Raw genomic sequence first — 15,020 nt, 5'->3', positions numbered from 1 at the left:
GAGCAGCATGGTCAGATCCAGAACCAATGCCAGTCGGTGGCGGACGTCGCGCTGGGCGGCGGTCGCCCTGCTCGGCGCGTCGACCGTCCTCGTCGGGGTCAGCCCCGCCCAGGCCGCCGGGGCGGAGATCAGCTCCGGCAGCCTGACCTGGGGTTTCAAGGCGTCCTTCCGCGCCTACGTGAACACCGGCAACGGCAACCCGCCGATCGCCGCCAGCGACGGTGCCCGCATCAACAGCGACGGCACCTTCACCTTCCCCGCGAAGGGCGGCACGTACGACGCCGGCACCGGCGCCATCGACGCCGCGTACGGCGGGAAGATCGTCTTCTCGTACCCGGCGCACTTCTTCACCATCGCGTTGGCCAACCCGACGATCGTCGTGACCGGTGGCACCGCCGCCGTCAAGGCGGACGTCGACCTCACCACCACGGCGGCCGAGCCGGTCTCGGTCCGCCAGGCCACCATCGCCACCGTCACCACCAGCGACGGCAACCCCGGTGGCAGCGGTGGCACGGTGACCGCGGCCGATCTGGCCGCGACGCTGACCGCCGAGGGCGCCTCGGCGTTCAACGGCTTCTACAGCGCCGGTTCCACGCTCGACCCGCTGTCGTTCACCTTCTCCACCGGTGGCGGCGGCGAACCGGCCGGACCAGCCGTCGGCGTCACCCCCGCCACCGGGCTCGACCCGGCCGGGGCGACGATCACGGTCACCGGCAGCGGCTTCGACCCGGAGGCCAACGGGGCGGCGGGGATCTACGTCTCCTTCGGCCCCAAGGTCGACCAGCACTGGACCAACGCCGGTGTCCTCCAGGTCACCAAGTGGGTCAACAAGACGAACGAGCCGACCGAGGCCCGCGACCGGCTCAACGCCGACGGCACGTTCCGCACCACCCTGCCGATCAGCGCGGTCTACACCGACCGCACCGGCGCGCAGGTCGACTGCACGAAGGTGCAGTGCTACGTCGTCACCTTCGCCGCTCGCGGCGCGGCCGACCGTAGCCAGGACACCTTCACTCCGGTGACCTTCGCCCGGGCCCCGGTGGGCGGCGGCGACGCCGACCAGCAGATCACCACCACCGTCACCGGTGGCGCGCTGACCCTCGGCGTGGCCGGCTCCACGGTCGCCCTGCCGGCGGTCAGCAACGGGCAGGTCACCACCGGGGCGCTGAACGCCGCCACGGTCGCCGACCTGCGCGGCACCAACGCCGGCTGGAGCCTGGTCGGGCAGGTCGCCGACTTCGCCTCGACCACCGGCGGCACCATCGCGGCGGACAACCTGGGTTGGGTGCCGAGCGCCACCGTCGGCACCGACCCGCTCGCCGGCACCCCCGGCGTGGTCACCCCGGGCGCGCCCGCCGCGCCCGGTGCCGGCCTGGGCACGGCGCGTGCGCTGTGTACCTCGGCCACCGGCGCGAGCAACGGCACCTTCACCTGTGGCGCCCAGCTCAACCTGGGGGTTCCGGCGTCCGCCCCGGCGGGCGACTACAGCGCGGTGCTGACCCTCACCCTCTCCTGATCCGGCACCACCACACCGGTGGGACGGGGCGTACCCCGTCCCACCGGTCCGACCACTCCGCGGAGTCCGGCATGTCCCTGCGTACCGCCCCGTTCCGGAGCAGCGCCGCCCTCGTCGCCGCGCTGCTCGCCCTGGCGATCCCCGCCGCACCGGCGGTGGCCGCACCCACCCCGTCGCCCGGCGTCGGTTCCGGACCGGCCGGCGGCGACGGCGGGCACCCCGGCACGGCCCGCTGGGCCGTCCAGCCGTCCAGCGCCAAGGGTCCGACCGGGCGCAACTACTTCATCTACGACCTGGCCCCGGGCAGCACCCTGACCGACCACGTCGGCATCACCAACCTCGGCGACCGCCCGGTCACCTTCGACGTGTACGGCACCGACGCGTACAGCGCCGCCGACGGCGCGTTCGCCCTGCTGCCGGCGGACCGGCCGGCCACCGACGTGGGCTCCTGGATCCGGGTCGACCGGCGCGAGTGGACGATCCCGGCGGGCAAACGGGTCGACATCCCGTTCCGGCTCACCGTGCCGGTCAACGCCACCCCGGGCGACCACACCGGCGGGGTGATCGGCGCGGTGGCCCGGGTCCGGACCACCGCCACCGGGCAGCGGGTGCTGGTCGACCAACGGCTCGCCGCCCGGGTCTACCTGCGGGTCACCGGCCCGGTCCGGCCCGCCGTCACCGTCGAGGCGGTCGACGTCTCCTACGACCACCCGGTCGACCCGTTCGGCGGCGGCGACCTGGTGGTCCGCTACCGGCTGCGCAACGACGGCAACGTCCGGCTCGGCGGCAGCGGCACGGTGACCGTCGCCGCGCCCTTCGGCCGGGAGTTGGCCCGCACCTCCCCCACCGACCTGCCGGAGCTGCTACCCGGGGCCACCTTCACGGTCACCGAGCGGATCACCGGCGTACCCCCGCTGCTGCGGCTGACCGCCGCGGTCGACATCGCGGCGACCAGCACGGACACCGCGCTGCCGCCGGTGGTCCGTACCGCCGGGGTGTGGGCACCACCGTGGCTGCTGCTGGCCCTGCTCGCCGGGGCGGCCGGCTGGGCCGGGCTGCGGTGGTGGCGACGCCGGCGCGCTGCCGCCGACGGGCCGGATCCGGATGCCGACCCGCGTCCCGCCGCCCCGCCCGCCCGATGACCGGGCCGCTGCGTGCCGTGGCCCTGCTGGCGGTGGCCGCCGCGTTGGCTCCGGGCGGCACCCCGGCGGGCGGTGCTCCCGGCGTCACCGTGCCGGCCGGAGCGCTGCGGGTCGGCCAGCGGGTGCTGGTCGGCCTGGACGGCTGGCCGGCCGGCACCGTGCAGGCCGAGGTGTGCGGCAACGCGGCCCGGCGCGGGGTGCTCGACTGCGCGACCGGGGCCGCCACCCACGGCCAGGTGCCGCCCACCGGCCGGGCCACCCTGCCGGTGCTGGTGGCCGCCCCGCCGGTGGCCTGCCCCTGCGTGCTGCGGGTCCGCACGCCGACCGGCACCGCCAGCGCCGTCACCGACCTGGCGCTGACCGGGGTCGACGCCCCGGCGGTCGCGCCGACCGTACCGGCCGGGCTGACCCTGGTACGGGTGCACGCCGTCGACCGGTCCGGGCCACGCGGCTGGTTCGGCCTGCCCGGCGAGCTCGCGGTCCGGATCACCCTGCACAACCCCGGCGCGCAGGACGTCACCGACCCGCCGTTGCAGCTCACCGTCGGGCCGCCCGGACAGGCCCGGACCATCGTGGCCGCCCCGGCGTTGGGCCGCATCGCCGCCGGGCAGACCCGCGAGTACCACGTGCCGGTGTCCACCGGCACGGCCCCGTTCGGCAGCTACGAGGTGGAGGGTCGGATCGTGACACCCGGTCGACCTGTCGCGTTCACCGTGGCGGCTGCCCGGCGGCCCTGGGGGCTGCCGGTCGCCGCCGCCGTCCTCACGGTCGTGTCGCTGCTCGCCCGGCCGGCACGACGCCGGGCAGAGGACGGCCCGGTCGTCGTCGCGGCCGGGGTGTCGACGCCTCCCCTGCCTGGCGGCTAGCCCGGGCCTGACCCGCTCCGGCCCTGCACCCGGGGCAGGGCCTCGCCGGCGAGCCACTCCACCGCCGCGTCCATCAGGCGACCGTCGATGGGCATCCACAGTGAGCACATCGACACCCCCGCCTCGGCGAGTCGACCCAGGTCCTCGACGATGGCCTCGGTGCTGGCGTCGGTGCCGCCGATCAGCCGGCCCGGCGCGGGCAGGACCGCCGGCATTCCCGGCGGCACCAGGAACCCGACCGTGCTGATCTCGATCGTCGCCGGGTCACGTCCCGTGCCGTCGGCCAGCTCCTCGATCCGCTGCCGGAAGTAGCGGGCCTCCTCGTGGTCGAGGCCGGAACCGTGCCAGCCGTCCCCGAACCGCAGCGCCCGCCGGATCGCCGCGTCGCTGTGTCCGCCCACCCAGACCGGTGGCCCGCCGGGCCGGTACGGGGCAACGCCGATGCGCGCGTCGCGCAGGCTCGCGAACCTGTCGTCCAGGTCGGCGGTGGTGCCGACCCAGAGGGCCTTCATGACCTCCAGGCTCTCGTCGGTCCGCCGGCCACGTAGCCGCAGCGGCACCCCCAGCGCGCTGAACTCCTGCGGGTTCCACCCGGCGCCGACGGCGACCGCCAGCCGACACGACGTCCAGCGTCCCGAGCTGGTTGGCCAGCTCCACAGGTTGGTAGTCCTGACATCACTGTCAGGGTCAAGCCATCGCGGGCGCGGCGGGGCCGGACGTTGCGGGCAGGACGGCGGGGTGGCCCCTGACCGGACCACCCCGCTCCAGCGTGCCTACCGGCCAAGCGGGTACGACACCCCGCCCGCCGGCCAGGACCGGGCTCGACTCAGAAGCGCGCCCAGTCGTCGGCGGCCGGCCGCCACACGTCGATGTTGCGCGGGTCCACCGCCATCCGACGGGCCCGGTGGGTCTCGTGCTCCTCCGGGGTGAACACCCGGTGCCGGTCGCACAGCTCGTAGCGCGGCCCGTGCCGGGTGTCGTGCATGTAGAAGGCGATCGACGTGGACGCCGAGTGGTTGACCAGGTCGGACGCGATCGGGATCTGCTTGTACTGGGCCCGTGCCCGACCGCGCATCACGTGGTCGAAGCTCTTCATCATGAAGCACAGGTGCGCGACGTAGAACTCGTTGTTGCGCTGGATCGCCAGGCTGTGGTGGTAGCGGTCCTCGCTGCGTAGGAAGACCGTGACGTCGCCGACGTGGTCGGACTCCAGGAAGCCGAGCACCTTGGTGTAGAACGCCAGCGTCTCGTCGTACTTGTCGGTGGCGAGGAACGGGTGTACCAGATCCAGCGGGCGCAGCTCGATCAGCGGCGGCTCGGCGTACTCCTGGAACTCGGTGAACAGCTCGACGATCAGCCCGTTGGGGTCGCGGACGGCGAAGCCCCGCTGGACCAGGCCCTTGACCCGGTCGGCCAGCTCGAACACCTCGTGCCCGGCGGCGGTCACCCGCTCGCGCAGGTCGTCGAGGACGGCGTCGTTCTCGACGCTGAATCCGACCGCCGTGGTCCACGACTCGGTACGCTGCGGCGCGGCGACCAGCTCGATGCTGTGGTGCTCCAGGTCGGCGCGGAGGAACGCGTACTCGTCGTCGTGCTGCTCCAGTTGCAGCCCGACGTGGTACTGGAGGAACTCGATGGAGGCGGCCAGGTCGGGCACCTCGATCCGGGCGTACTCCATGCCGTACGGCCCACGGCGGCGGGCGGTGGCCTCGGTGGTCATCTGTGACCCCTCTCGATGGGCTGGGCGTCCCCGGCGGTGGGGAGACTGACGATGGCCTGACGCTCGATGACCGGCCGCCAACGTTCCCGGACGAACCGCTCGTGCGAGTCGCTGTGCAGGTAGTCGAGCAGGTCCTGCTCGGTGGGGAACTCCACGACGAAGCCGTGGGTCATGCTGGTGTCGCGGGTGCTGACGTTGACCCCGCTGCGCCAGTTGCGCATCGCGGGGTACCGGCTCGGGAAGGTCTCCAGCTCGGCCAGGACGGACTCGGCCGCCCCGGGCGGCAGGTCGTCGCGGAACCGGAAGACCAGGATGTGGGTGATCATGGCGGCCGGCTCAGAGGATGAAGCTGAGTCGGGCGCCGGGGTCCATCGACTCCATCACCGGCACGGCCCGGCGCAGCCGGAACCGCAGCCCGTCCGGGTCGACCTTGAGCACGTGCTCGTACCGGCCGACGTAGGTGTAGGCGCCGCCGTCGCGGTAGCGGTGGATGAGGAAGTTGGCGCTGATCCAGACGGTCTCCGCGCCGGCCTCCAGCAGCAGCACGTTGGAGATCATCCGGTGGGTCCGCGAGTGCGGGTTCTCGGCGTGCGCCTTGCGGCTCTTGAGCCGCTTGACCCGGGCCTGGATCAGCTCGTAGTCGTCCGCGACGAAGTACCCGGCGGTGGTGGCGTCCCAGCCGGCCCAGTCGGTGGTCGGCACCTCCAGCCGGCCACCCGGCTCGATGAGGGTAAGCCACTCGTCGAGCCGCCACTCGTCGAGCAGTTGGGCCTCCCGGTAGAGGAAGTCCTCCACCTCGGCCCGGGTCACCTCGCGCGATGCCACACTGACCACTCCCCCACGGCTGCCTGCCGTCGTCGACGTCACGCTCACTTGCCCGCACCTCCCGTGGCGGGTCCGGCGGCGGGCGTACCGGCCGGCGGGTCACCGGCCACGCTGGTGCTCGCCCCGACCACCTCGGCCCAGCGCCGCCAGAAGCTGCGCATCGCACCCTCGTCGATCGAGCGGCCCTGGTTGCCCTGCTTCTCGTTGGCCATGCCCCGGGACATGTCGCTCCAGTCGTGCGCGGGGTCGACCGCATCGGCGGTCGCGGTGATGCCGCGCTGCACCGCCTCGTACGCCTCGATGTCGTCGGGGGTGGCCAGGCCGCCCGGCCCGACGAAGCTGACCATCGTCTTGATCCGCAGCGCGCGGACCGACTCCGGCTCGCCGACCTCGACGAACTGCCAGGCCCGCACGTCGGTGCGGTCGGCGGCGACCGGTTCGAGCTGCCGGATGGTCAGCGCCTCCAGGTCGAACAGCAGCAGGTTGGGGAAGACGAACAGGATCCGGCTGGCGTCGGCCACCTCGGCGGCGAGTTCGGGGCCGAGGCGCGCCTCCAGCTCGCGGCGCTTGGCGACGGTGCGGGTCTTCTCCTCGTCGCCGAAGCGGGGTTCCCAGACCATGCCGATCCGGCCGTTGTGCCCGGTGAGCACCAGCAACCCGTGGCCGCCGCCGAGGTCGTAGGCGTACTGGTCGTCGTCGGTGACGGCGAAGCCGGTCTCCCGCAGGTAGCCGACGAACGTGTTGTGGGTGGGGGCGAAGTGGTAGCCGTCCATCGCGTTCTCGACGGCGAGCTTCCAGTTGCCCTTCACGCTGTAGAGCTGCACGCCCGGCAGGGTGGTCATGCCGTGCTCGCCGATCTTGGCGGTCAGCGACATGTAGTGCGCGGCCGGGCCGAGGTGGGTCAGCAGATCCGGCACGTCCGCGTCGAAGGCGACGAAGACGAAGCCCTCGTGGATCTGGAGCCGGGGCACCTGCCGCAGGGCCATCGACGCCCGGAAGGCGGGGTCGTCGGGGTACGCGTCGTCGCCGGGCAGCGCGGCCAGGTCACCGGAGTTGCTGAACGCCCAGGCGTGGTAGAAGCACTGGAAGAACTTGGTGTTGCCCTCGCTGTGCCGGCACAGCACGGTGCCCCGGTGGGTGCAGGCGTTGAAGAAGGCCCGCACCTGACCCTCGGCGTCCCGGCAGAAGATCAGCGGTCGACCGCCGAGGGTCCGGGTCTTGAAGTCGCCCGGCTTCGGGATCTCGGTCTCGTGACCGAGATAGAGCCAGGTGTGGTTCCAGATCCGGTCGACCTCGGTCCGGAACACCTCCGGATCGCGGTAGGCCGAGCGGTGCACGCGGAACCGCAGCGCCTCCCAGTCCTCGTCGATCATCGCGCCGGCTGCACCGAGCGGACGTACCGGCGTCTGCTGCGCCATCACCTCACCGCCTTCTACGTCATGCGAGACAGCATCTCGCCACCCGATGCTGCTACTCCGCCCTGGCAACTGTCAAGAGCAGGGCAGACTCCGGCACCGGGTTACTCGCTGTTAATGCGAACGCAACACGTACCTGCTGATTCGCCGGCCACGATGCCCCACATCCGACTCGGCCCGTCCGATCCGCCCGACGGCGGTCGCCGGCCCTCGGACGCGGCCCGCGCACCCCGTCGCCGGCCGCCGGCCACCCGCACCGGGCAGCGCCGTCCCGTCGCACCGCCAGCCGGTGTCACCCCTCCCGGAGGATGTCATGCTCCAGCCGCACGATGGCCCGATCGGTGGAACCCACTACCTGCCCAGCACCCCGGACACCTGCCTGTGGGGCCGGCTGCCCGACCGGCGGCACGAGCCCGTACTGCGGGTCGGATCCGGCGAGACCGTGACCATCGACACCCTCAGCCACGAGGGCATCCTGGAGGACCAGGGCCGCGACCCCGTCGGCTACCTCAAGCAGTTCGACGTGCCCAGCGACCGGGTGCTCACCGACGCCCGCGACCTGGCCGCCTCCGACGTCGCCCACGACTACGACGCCGACGGCCCGCACGTGGTCACCGGCCCGATCACCGTGGCCGGGGCCGAACCCGGCGACCTGCTCCGGATCGAGGTGCTCGATCTGCTCGTCCGCGCCCCGTACGGCTTCATCAGCAGCCGGCACGGCTACGGCGCGCTGCCCGGCGAGTACCCGCTCACCCCCACCGACACCGGCCCGGACGGCGACGGCCCCCGCGAGTACGGCACCGTCAGCCACTTCACCGAGGTGATCCACCACGGCGGCCGGCTGTTCGGCACCCTGCCGTACGGCGACGGCCGGGCGGCCCGCTTCCCGCTCGCCCCCTTCCTGGGCCTGATGGGCGTCGCCGTGGACACCGACGAGCCGGTCCACTCGGTGCCACCCGGCGCGTTCGGGGGCAACCTCGACATCAACGAGTTGCAGGTCGGCTCGACCCTCTACCTGCCGGTACAGCTGCCCGGGGCCGGCTTCTACGCCGGCGACCCGCACTACGCCCAGGGCGACGGCGAGGTGGCGCTGACCGCCCTGGAGGCGCCGCTGCGGGCCACCCTGCGGCTGTCGGTGATCCCTCGGGCGCAGGCCGCCGGCCTGCTCGGGGCCGTCGACGGGCCGTTCGGCGAGACCGCCACCCACTGGCTGCCGGTCGGCCTGCACGCCGACCTCGACGAGGCGATGCGGCGGGCCGTGCGGGCCGCCGTCGACTTCCTCGTCCGCACCCAGGGCATGCCGCCGCAGACCGCGCTGGCCTACCTGAGCGCCGCCGCCGACTTCGAGGTCAGCCAGGTCGTCGACGGGGTGAAGGGCATCCACTGCCTGATCCGCAAGGCCGACTTCCCGGCCCACTTCTGACCGACGGCACGGTCCCGGCCGGTGACGCCACGCCACCGGCCGGGACCGGCGGGTCACCAGCGGACCCGCAACCCCCCGGACGGCACACCGGCGTCCGTACCAGTACGGGCGGCACCGCCGCCTGCGCCGGTCGGGCGGCACCGCCGCCTGCACCGCTCCGGGCGGCACCGCCGCCCACACCGGCCCGGACGGAAAGCGGCCACGCCGTCGCCCCCGACCGGGACAGACCGGGGGCGACGCGCAGCCGGCCGGAGCCGGGCCGCTCCGCCGCCGCGAACGGCACGACGGGCGGCAGGATCCGGGAGTACGGGTCAGGCGGCCGTGGGCACCTCGGCTCGGCGCGGGGCGGCAGCCATCGCCCCCGGCCGGGTGACGGTGACCGCCGCCGCCCGGCTCGCCCACCGGGCCGCCTCGTCGATCGCCGCGCCGTCGAGCAGCGCGTCGGCCAGGGCGGCACAGAAGGTGTCCCCGGCCCCGGTGGCGTCCACCGCGTCGACCCGCTCGGCCGGCACCAGCCACTGCCGGTCGGTGGTCACCACCAGCGCGCCGTCACCGCCGAGGGTCACCACCACCGGCCCCCGGGTACCCAGGGTGCGGGCCATCGCCGCCAGGTCGTCGGTGCCGGCCGCTCCGGCCGGCAGGTCGTCGGTGCCGGCCGGGGACCGGACGCCGGCCAGGGCGGCCAGCTCACCCCGGTTGGGCACCAGCACGTCGACCCGGGCCAGGGTCGCCGGGTCGACCGGGCGGGCCGGGGCGGGATTGAGCACCACCAGGCCCTCCGCGGCCCGGACCGCCTCGGCCACCACCGCGGCGTCGACCTCCTGTTGCAGCAGCACCGCCCGCGCCGAGCCGATCAGGTGCCGCAGCGGGGTCAGATGGTCGGGGGCGAGCCACATGTTCGCCCCCGAACTCACCGCGATGGTGCTGTCGCCGTCGTCGGTGACCAGCACGATCGCCTGCCCGGTGGGGCGCGGGGCGCGCAGCACCGCGTCGGTGGCCACCCCCTCGGCGGCGAGCAGCCCGAGCAGCCAGTCCCCGTCGGCGTCGATGCCGACCGCGCCGACCATCGCCACCCGGCGGCCCAGCCGGGCCGCGGCGACCGCCTGGTTGGCGCCCTTGCCGCCGCCGGCCCGCCGGTGGTCGGCCGCGCCGAGCACGGTCTGACCGGGGGCGGGCAGCTCGTGCAGCGGCACCACCACGTCCACGTTGAGGCTGCCCACCACCACGATGTCGGTCATCGGGTCAGCCCTGCCCGGGACGCCAGGCGTGCGGCAGGAAGTCGGCCCGGGGCGGGGCGAAGACGTCCACGTTGATGCACGGACCCTCGGTCGGTTCGATGTAGTGCTCCGCGCCGCGCGGCACCAGCAGCAGCGAACCCGGCCCCATCGGGTGCGGCACCCCGTCGACGTAGTAGTTGCACCGGCCGCCGAGGATCAGCACCAGCTGGTCGAAGTCGTCGTGGTGGTGCGGGTTGAGGTCCATCCCGACGCTGAGTTCGTGCCAGGCGAAGAGGACCTCGTCGGTGGCGTACACCTTGCGGCGCACCCCGGGCCGGACCTCGGTGGCCGGGATGTCGTCCCAGTTGACCGAGGTGCCGTACAGCTGCGGATTGAGCATGTGAACGCGTCCCTTCTCAGGCGGATCAGGCGGGTGCGGCGAGCCGACGCAGGCCGGTGCCGAGCAGCTGCAGGTCCGAGCCGACGACCAGGTACCGCGCGTCGGTCAGGCCGTAGCGGCCCAGCGTCCCGGCGGAGCGGTCGGCGATCCAGCCGCCGAGGACGGCACCGGTGGTGCGGGCCGCGTCGGCGATGTCCCCGGTGCGCCGCAGCAGCGGCCCCGGGTCGTCGGTGGTCGACAGGCCCAGGCTCACCGCCAGGTCGGTGGTGCCGACGAAGCCGACGTCCACCCCGGTCAGCAGGGCGGGCAGCGGGTCGTCGGTGGTCGCCGTCTCGATCTGCGCCACCAGGACGGGCGGGTGCTCGGCCTCCGCCGCCAGGTACCGGTCGAGGCCGTCGCCGCCGTACCCGGCGGACGGGTGGGCCAGGCTGATGCTGCGCCGCCCGTGCGGGGCGTACCGGCTGGCCGCGCGTAGCGCCTCGACGTCGGCCCGGCGACGGACGGTCGACAGCTGCACCCCGACGGCCCCGGCCTCCAGCAGCCGGTTGACCTGGCCGGGGTCCACCGCCGGCACCCGGACCAGCGCCGGCAGGCCGGCCAGGGCGGCGAGCCGGAGCTGGTCGGTGGCGGTGCGCTCGTCCAGCCCGGAGTGCTCCAGGTCGATCACCACGAAGTCGAGGCCGGAACGGGCGGCCAGGGCGATCACGTCGGCCCCGGGAAGCTTGACGAAGGTGCCGACGAGCTGCCCGCCGTCGCGCAACGTGCCCCGCAGCCGGGCCCGGGCGGCGTGCACGCCGCTGGACGGCGTCGGGTCGGTGCTCGGCGTCGGGTCGGCGTGCACGCCGGTGCTCGGCGTCGGGTCGGCGTGCGCCGCCCCCGCTGCCGGCGGCCCGTCGGACACCGGTGGTGTCGACCCGGCGGACAGCTGCGGCGCACGCCCCGGCGGGGGCGGTTCGACGGCGGACATCAGCGGGTCACGCCCCGGTGGCGGGCAGGCCGCGCCACGGCACGGTCGGCACCTGCTCACCGGCGAGCAGCACCACGGCCGGGTCCAGCCGGGGTGCGGTGATCTTGTTGCCGGCGGCGTCGGGCAGCACCGCCTCCTCGGCCTCGGCCAGCACGGTGACGTGGGCCGGGCCGCCCTCGACCAGGGTGCCGTAGCCCTCGGCGTCCAGGCCGGTCAGCCGGGCCGGCGCGGAGGTCACCCGGGGCACCAGCTGCTCCAGGGTCATCCCCATCGCCCGCAGCTTGGCCATGCTGGTGACCAGGTCGAAGACCGGGCCGCGCCAGTTGCGGGCGCTGGTGTCGGAGGTGACCACGTCGGGCAGGAAGCCCTGCTCGATCGCCGGCCGGGCGACGGCGAAGCTGAGGTTGCTCTTGCCGTGGGCGGACTCGAACAGCACCCCGCGCTCGCGGGCGGCGTACACCTCGGGCAGCACGGTCCCATCGTCGAGGATGCCGTACGGCTTGCCGGTGTAGCAGTGCGCCACCACGTCGCCGGGGCGCAGCAGAGGCAGGATCACCGGCAGCGGCTCCGGCGTCTCGCCGATGTGGATCATGAGCGGCAGGCCCGCCTCGGCGGCCAGCGCCAGGGACCGCTTGAGCAGCGGACGCCAGTCCAGCCCGACGACGTCCTCGGAGAGCCGGATCTTGAAACCACGGACCCGGTGCGGGTTCGCCTCGGCCACCGCCAGCGCGTCCTCGGGGACCAGCGTGCCCGGGTTGATCAGCTCACCGAACCGGAAGTCGATCAGGCCGAGGACCGAGACGTTGAGGAAGTTGACCAGCCGCATCCGGGCCGGCGTGGCGACGTACTTCTCGAACGCGGCGAAGGTGGACGCGCCGACGGTGCCGGCGTCACAGGCCGCCACCACGCCCCGGTGCAGGTGCGCCTCGTCCGGCGGGGCACCGACCTTGGAGACCTCGGCGAAGATGTGGGTGTGCGCCTCGACCAGGCCGGGCAGCACGTACTGGCCGGTGCAGTCGACCACCCGGTCGGCGGCGGCGGCGAGGTCGGGCGCGATCCGGGCCACCCGGTCGCCGGTGACTGCGACGTCGGCGACCCGGCTCGCGCCGGTCTCGCCGTCGAACACCTGACCACCGGCGAGCACCAGGTCGTACCGGTCGGAATTCTCACTCATGACATCGGGCTCTCTGTGCGAAGCGGGTGGGTCGACGCGCTGACCGTGGTCGCCCCGGGGGCGGCCGGCGCGGCGTGGTCCGGGCCCTCGGCACGGAACCGGGTACGCAGGGGCAGCACCCCGGCGACGGTGACCTCCACCAGGTCGCCGGGGCCCAGGAAGCAGCCCCGGTCCTGGCCGGTGCCGGTCGGGGTGCCGGTGAGCACCACGTCACCGGGCTCCAGCACCACGTACCGGGAGATCCAGGCGAGCAGGTCGGGCACCGGGAAGATCAGGTCGGCGGTGCTGGCCTGCTGGCGCAGCTCGCCGTTGACGGTGGTGCGTACCCCGATGGCGTCACGGTCGGCGACCGCGCCCAGGCCGAGCACGGAGGCTCCCAGCGCGCCGAAGCCGGGGAAGCTCTTGGCCAGGGTGGGGTTGCCCGTGGCGACCATCACGTCCCGGGCGGTCAGGTCGTTGGCCGCGGTGACGGCGGCGAGGTGCGCCCAGACCTCCCCGGCCGGGGTGTGGTGCATCCGCGCGCCGACGACCAGGGCGACCTCGCCCTCGTAGTCGGGCTGGCTGCTGACCGAGTCGGGCAGCGGCACGGTCTGTCCCGGGCCGGAGCCGGCGCTGGGCGACTTGAGATAGAGCACCGGCCGGGTGGGCAGGGCGCGTCCGGTGGTCCGGGCCTTGCAGTGGTAGTTCAGCCCGACCCCCCACACGGCGCGGGTGCCGGCCAGCGGTGGACGGAGGTCGCCGACCAGGGTCTCCAGCGGCAGCCGGCGACGGACCCGGGCCTCGACGGCCGGGGCCAGCCCGAGGCCGGCGCGCAGCAGGGCCGCCACGTCCGGGTACGGCAGGTCGAGCAGCTCGACGTCGTCGCCGGTGATCCGGCCCAGCCCGTACCGGGTGGCGACCAGGTGCACGTCGGTGGGCGTCGGGGCGGTCATGCCGCGTCCGAGGAGTGGCCGGGGACGGTGCCGAGCGCCGGGTTGACCAGCGGGGCCAGGTTGTTGACGGCGGCGGCGGCCTCGCCGAAGCCGACCGAGATCAGCCGGACCTTGCCGTCGTAGTCGGTGATGTCGCCGGCGGCGAAGACCCGGGGCAGGTTGGTCCGCATCGACCGGTCCACGGCGACGTGCCGGCGGCGCATCTCCAGCCCCCACCGCTCCATCGCGCTGAGGTCGGCGATGAACCCGAGCGCCGCCACCACCGCCTGGGCGGGCAGCGTCTGCCGGCCCTCGCCGCGCACCTCGGCCAGGTGCACCGCCTCGACGGTCTGCTCCCCGTCGATCCCGCAGACCTCGTACGGGGTGAGCACCCGCACGGTGGAGTCGTGCAGTTGGCTGACGCTGTGTTCGTGGGCGCGGAACTGCGGCCGGCGGTGCACCAGGGTGACGCTGCTGGCGTACGGCTCCAGGGCCAGCGCCCAGTCGACGGCCGAGTCGCCGCCGCCGACCACGACGACCTCCTGGCCGGCGAGCTCCTCCAGCCGGGGCACGAAGTAGCGCAGCCCCCGGCCGAGGTGGTCGTTGCCGACGGGGAGTTCCCGGGGGGTGAAGGTGCCGATGCCGGCGGTCAGCAGCACCGCCGCCGCCCGGACCTGGGTGCCGGTGTCGGTGCCGATCAGCACGTGGTCCTCGGCGCAGGTCAGCTCGACGGCGCTCTGCCCGAGCAGGAACGTCGGCTTGGCGGTGGCGGCCTGGGTGAGCAGGGCGTCGACGAGTTCCTGGCCCCGGACGGCGGGCAGCCCGGCGATGTCGTAGATCGCCTTCTCGGGGTAGAGGGCGGCGATCTGCCCGCCGGCCTCGGGCAGCGAGTCGATCACCGCCACGCTCATCCCGCGGAAGCCGGCGTAGTAGGTGGCGTAGAGCCCGGCCGGGCCGGCGCCGATGATCGCGAGGTCGACCTCGTGCCGTTCGGCCATCAGCCGGCGCTTTCCGCGATGGCCGGGTGGTCGTGGCCGACCCGGCCGATCTTGCGGGCGCCGCCCGGGGTGCCGATCTCGGTGAAGAACTCCGCGTTGATCGGCCCGAAGCGCGCCCGGTCGGCGGGCAGGTCGTCGAGGTGGAAGATCGAGGTGACCGGGCAGACCGGCTCGCAGCGCCCGCAGTCGACGCACTCGTCCGGGTTGATGTACATCATCCGGTCGCCCTCGTAGATGCAGTCCACCGGGCATTCCTCGACGCAGGACCGATCCTGTACGTCCACACATTCGTCGGTGACCACGTAGGTCATCGGTCCTCCTGCGGTTCGGTCGGCCAGCCGTCTCCGGTGCGACGCGGCAGGTCCGGGCGGGTGTGACCGGTGCGGTGTGCCGGGCCCGTTCCGCGACGTCGCCGGGTACGGGGCGGTGTCGTTTGGTGTGAGGCC

The 15,020-nt window shown here is 74.1% G+C and carries 16 protein-coding genes; 4 read left to right on the top strand and 12 right to left on the bottom strand.

What is annotated here, in order from left to right; genetic code table 11:
- Nucleotides 1-7 precede the first annotated feature (7 nt).
- The 3 genes from O7625_RS19505 to O7625_RS19495 all read left to right on the top strand — a co-directional run bounded on the left by O7625_RS19505 (nucleotide 8) and on the right by O7625_RS19495 (nucleotide 3,524).
- The gene (locus O7625_RS19505; protein ID WP_282340398.1) at nucleotides 8-1,516 is read left to right on the top strand and encodes an HtaA domain-containing protein; all 1,509 of its coding nucleotides are present in this window, start codon (nucleotides 8-10) and stop codon (nucleotides 1,514-1,516) included.
- Between the two features lie 71 nt (nucleotides 1,517-1,587).
- Nucleotides 1,588-2,658: a DUF916 domain-containing protein gene (locus O7625_RS19500; RefSeq protein ID WP_282340397.1), complete on the top strand. Its 1,071-nt coding sequence runs from the start codon at nucleotides 1,588-1,590 to the stop codon at nucleotides 2,656-2,658.
- A complete protein-coding gene (locus O7625_RS19495; RefSeq protein ID WP_282340395.1) occupies nucleotides 2,655-3,524 on the top strand; it encodes a hypothetical protein in 870 nt (289 codons plus the stop codon). The genes O7625_RS19500 and O7625_RS19495 overlap by 4 nt, the downstream gene beginning before the upstream one ends.
- Here O7625_RS19495 and O7625_RS19490 read toward each other — a convergent pair.
- The 5 genes from O7625_RS19490 to O7625_RS19470 form a co-directional block, all read right to left on the bottom strand.
- Nucleotides 3,521-4,282 (bottom strand): LLM class flavin-dependent oxidoreductase, encoded by a 762-nt coding sequence (locus O7625_RS19490; protein WP_282340393.1) that lies wholly within the window; start codon nucleotides 4,280-4,282, stop codon nucleotides 3,521-3,523. The two genes, O7625_RS19495 and O7625_RS19490, sit on opposite strands and share 4 nt — an antisense overlap.
- Before the next feature lie 68 nt (nucleotides 4,283-4,350).
- Entirely contained in the window at nucleotides 4,351-5,244 is an 894-nt protein-coding gene (locus O7625_RS19485; RefSeq protein WP_067309066.1) for a VOC family protein, read from the bottom strand.
- Complete coding sequence (locus O7625_RS19480; protein ID WP_282340392.1) at nucleotides 5,241-5,570, bottom strand: Dabb family protein; 330 nt, start codon at nucleotides 5,568-5,570, stop codon at nucleotides 5,241-5,243. Before O7625_RS19480 ends, O7625_RS19485 begins: the two co-directional genes overlap by 4 nt.
- 10 nt (nucleotides 5,571-5,580) lie before the next feature.
- A complete protein-coding gene (locus O7625_RS19475) occupies nucleotides 5,581-6,069 on the bottom strand; it encodes an aromatic-ring-hydroxylating dioxygenase subunit beta (protein WP_067309071.1) in 489 nt (162 codons plus the stop codon).
- Nucleotides 6,070-6,113: 44 nt separating this feature from the next.
- Nucleotides 6,114-7,487, bottom strand: coding sequence for an aromatic ring-hydroxylating dioxygenase subunit alpha (locus tag O7625_RS19470; RefSeq protein WP_067309077.1), 1,374 nt, complete (start codon nucleotides 7,485-7,487; stop codon nucleotides 6,114-6,116).
- 310 nt (nucleotides 7,488-7,797) lie between these two features.
- On the opposite strand from O7625_RS19470, the gene O7625_RS19465 reads away from it, so the two are divergent.
- Nucleotides 7,798-8,907, top strand: a complete 1,110-nt coding sequence (locus O7625_RS19465) for an acetamidase/formamidase family protein (RefSeq protein WP_282340391.1) — start codon at nucleotides 7,798-7,800, stop codon at nucleotides 8,905-8,907.
- Nucleotides 8,908-9,218: 311 nt separating this feature from the next.
- On the opposite strand, the gene O7625_RS19460 is transcribed toward O7625_RS19465, so the two are convergent.
- The 7 genes from O7625_RS19460 to fdxA are packed head-to-tail and all read right to left on the bottom strand — an operon-like array spanning nucleotide 9,219 to nucleotide 14,885.
- A complete protein-coding gene (locus O7625_RS19460; protein ID WP_282340390.1) occupies nucleotides 9,219-10,145 on the bottom strand; it encodes a ribokinase in 927 nt (308 codons plus the stop codon).
- Between the two features lie 4 nt (nucleotides 10,146-10,149).
- Nucleotides 10,150-10,524 (bottom strand): cupin domain-containing protein, encoded by a 375-nt coding sequence (locus O7625_RS19455; protein ID WP_282340389.1) that lies wholly within the window; start codon nucleotides 10,522-10,524, stop codon nucleotides 10,150-10,152.
- A 25-nt stretch (nucleotides 10,525-10,549) separates the two neighbouring features.
- Complete coding sequence (locus O7625_RS19450; protein ID WP_282340388.1) at nucleotides 10,550-11,491, bottom strand: aldolase/citrate lyase family protein; 942 nt, start codon at nucleotides 11,489-11,491, stop codon at nucleotides 10,550-10,552.
- 7 nt (nucleotides 11,492-11,498) lie between these two features.
- The gene (locus O7625_RS19445) at nucleotides 11,499-12,665 is read right to left on the bottom strand and encodes a hypothetical protein (RefSeq protein ID WP_282340387.1); all 1,167 of its coding nucleotides are present in this window, start codon (nucleotides 12,663-12,665) and stop codon (nucleotides 11,499-11,501) included.
- Entirely contained in the window at nucleotides 12,662-13,597 is a 936-nt protein-coding gene (locus tag O7625_RS19440) for a fumarylacetoacetate hydrolase family protein (protein ID WP_282340386.1), read from the bottom strand. The genes O7625_RS19445 and O7625_RS19440 overlap by 4 nt, the downstream gene beginning before the upstream one ends.
- Nucleotides 13,594-14,574: an NAD(P)/FAD-dependent oxidoreductase gene (locus O7625_RS19435; protein WP_067309104.1), complete on the bottom strand. Its 981-nt coding sequence runs from the start codon at nucleotides 14,572-14,574 to the stop codon at nucleotides 13,594-13,596. The genes O7625_RS19440 and O7625_RS19435 overlap by 4 nt, the downstream gene beginning before the upstream one ends.
- The gene (gene fdxA, locus O7625_RS19430; RefSeq protein WP_067309107.1) at nucleotides 14,574-14,885 is read right to left on the bottom strand and encodes a ferredoxin; all 312 of its coding nucleotides are present in this window, start codon (nucleotides 14,883-14,885) and stop codon (nucleotides 14,574-14,576) included. Before fdxA ends, O7625_RS19435 begins: the two co-directional genes overlap by 1 nt.
- Nucleotides 14,886-15,020 lie beyond the last annotated feature (135 nt).

It is taken from the genome of Micromonospora sp. WMMD714 (assembly GCF_029581315.1).
GTDB lineage: Bacteria > Actinomycetota > Actinomycetes > Mycobacteriales > Micromonosporaceae > Micromonospora > Micromonospora rifamycinica.
Note: the sequence above shows the minus strand (reverse complement) of the source record. Positions and strands in the feature narration are given on the sequence as shown.

Bases quoted from the DNA above. Each gene is read 5' to 3' on its own strand.
- O7625_RS19505 (WP_282340398.1), top strand. From the start codon at position 8: ATGGTCAGATCCAGAACCAATGCCAGTCGGTGGCGGACGTCGCGCTGG.
- O7625_RS19500 (WP_282340397.1), top strand. From the start codon at position 1,588: ATGTCCCTGCGTACCGCCCCGTTCCGGAGCAGCGCCGCCCTCGTCGCC.
- O7625_RS19495 (WP_282340395.1), top strand. From the start codon at position 2,655: ATGACCGGGCCGCTGCGTGCCGTGGCCCTGCTGGCGGTGGCCGCCGCG.
- O7625_RS19485 (WP_067309066.1), bottom strand. From the start codon at position 5,244: ATGACCACCGAGGCCACCGCCCGCCGCCGTGGGCCGTACGGCATGGAG.
- O7625_RS19480 (WP_282340392.1), bottom strand. From the start codon at position 5,570: ATGATCACCCACATCCTGGTCTTCCGGTTCCGCGACGACCTGCCGCCC.
- O7625_RS19470 (WP_067309077.1), bottom strand. From the start codon at position 7,487: ATGGCGCAGCAGACGCCGGTACGTCCGCTCGGTGCAGCCGGCGCGATG.
- O7625_RS19465 (WP_282340391.1), top strand. From the start codon at position 7,798: ATGCTCCAGCCGCACGATGGCCCGATCGGTGGAACCCACTACCTGCCC.
- O7625_RS19460 (WP_282340390.1), bottom strand. From the start codon at position 10,145: ATGACCGACATCGTGGTGGTGGGCAGCCTCAACGTGGACGTGGTGGTG.
- O7625_RS19455 (WP_282340389.1), bottom strand. From the start codon at position 10,524: ATGCTCAATCCGCAGCTGTACGGCACCTCGGTCAACTGGGACGACATC.
- O7625_RS19450 (WP_282340388.1), bottom strand. From the start codon at position 11,491: ATGTCCGCCGTCGAACCGCCCCCGCCGGGGCGTGCGCCGCAGCTGTCC.
- O7625_RS19445 (WP_282340387.1), bottom strand. From the start codon at position 12,665: ATGAGTGAGAATTCCGACCGGTACGACCTGGTGCTCGCCGGTGGTCAG.
- O7625_RS19440 (WP_282340386.1), bottom strand. From the start codon at position 13,597: ATGACCGCCCCGACGCCCACCGACGTGCACCTGGTCGCCACCCGGTAC.
- O7625_RS19435 (WP_067309104.1), bottom strand. From the start codon at position 14,574: ATGGCCGAACGGCACGAGGTCGACCTCGCGATCATCGGCGCCGGCCCG.
- fdxA (WP_067309107.1), bottom strand. From the start codon at position 14,885: ATGACCTACGTGGTCACCGACGAATGTGTGGACGTACAGGATCGGTCC.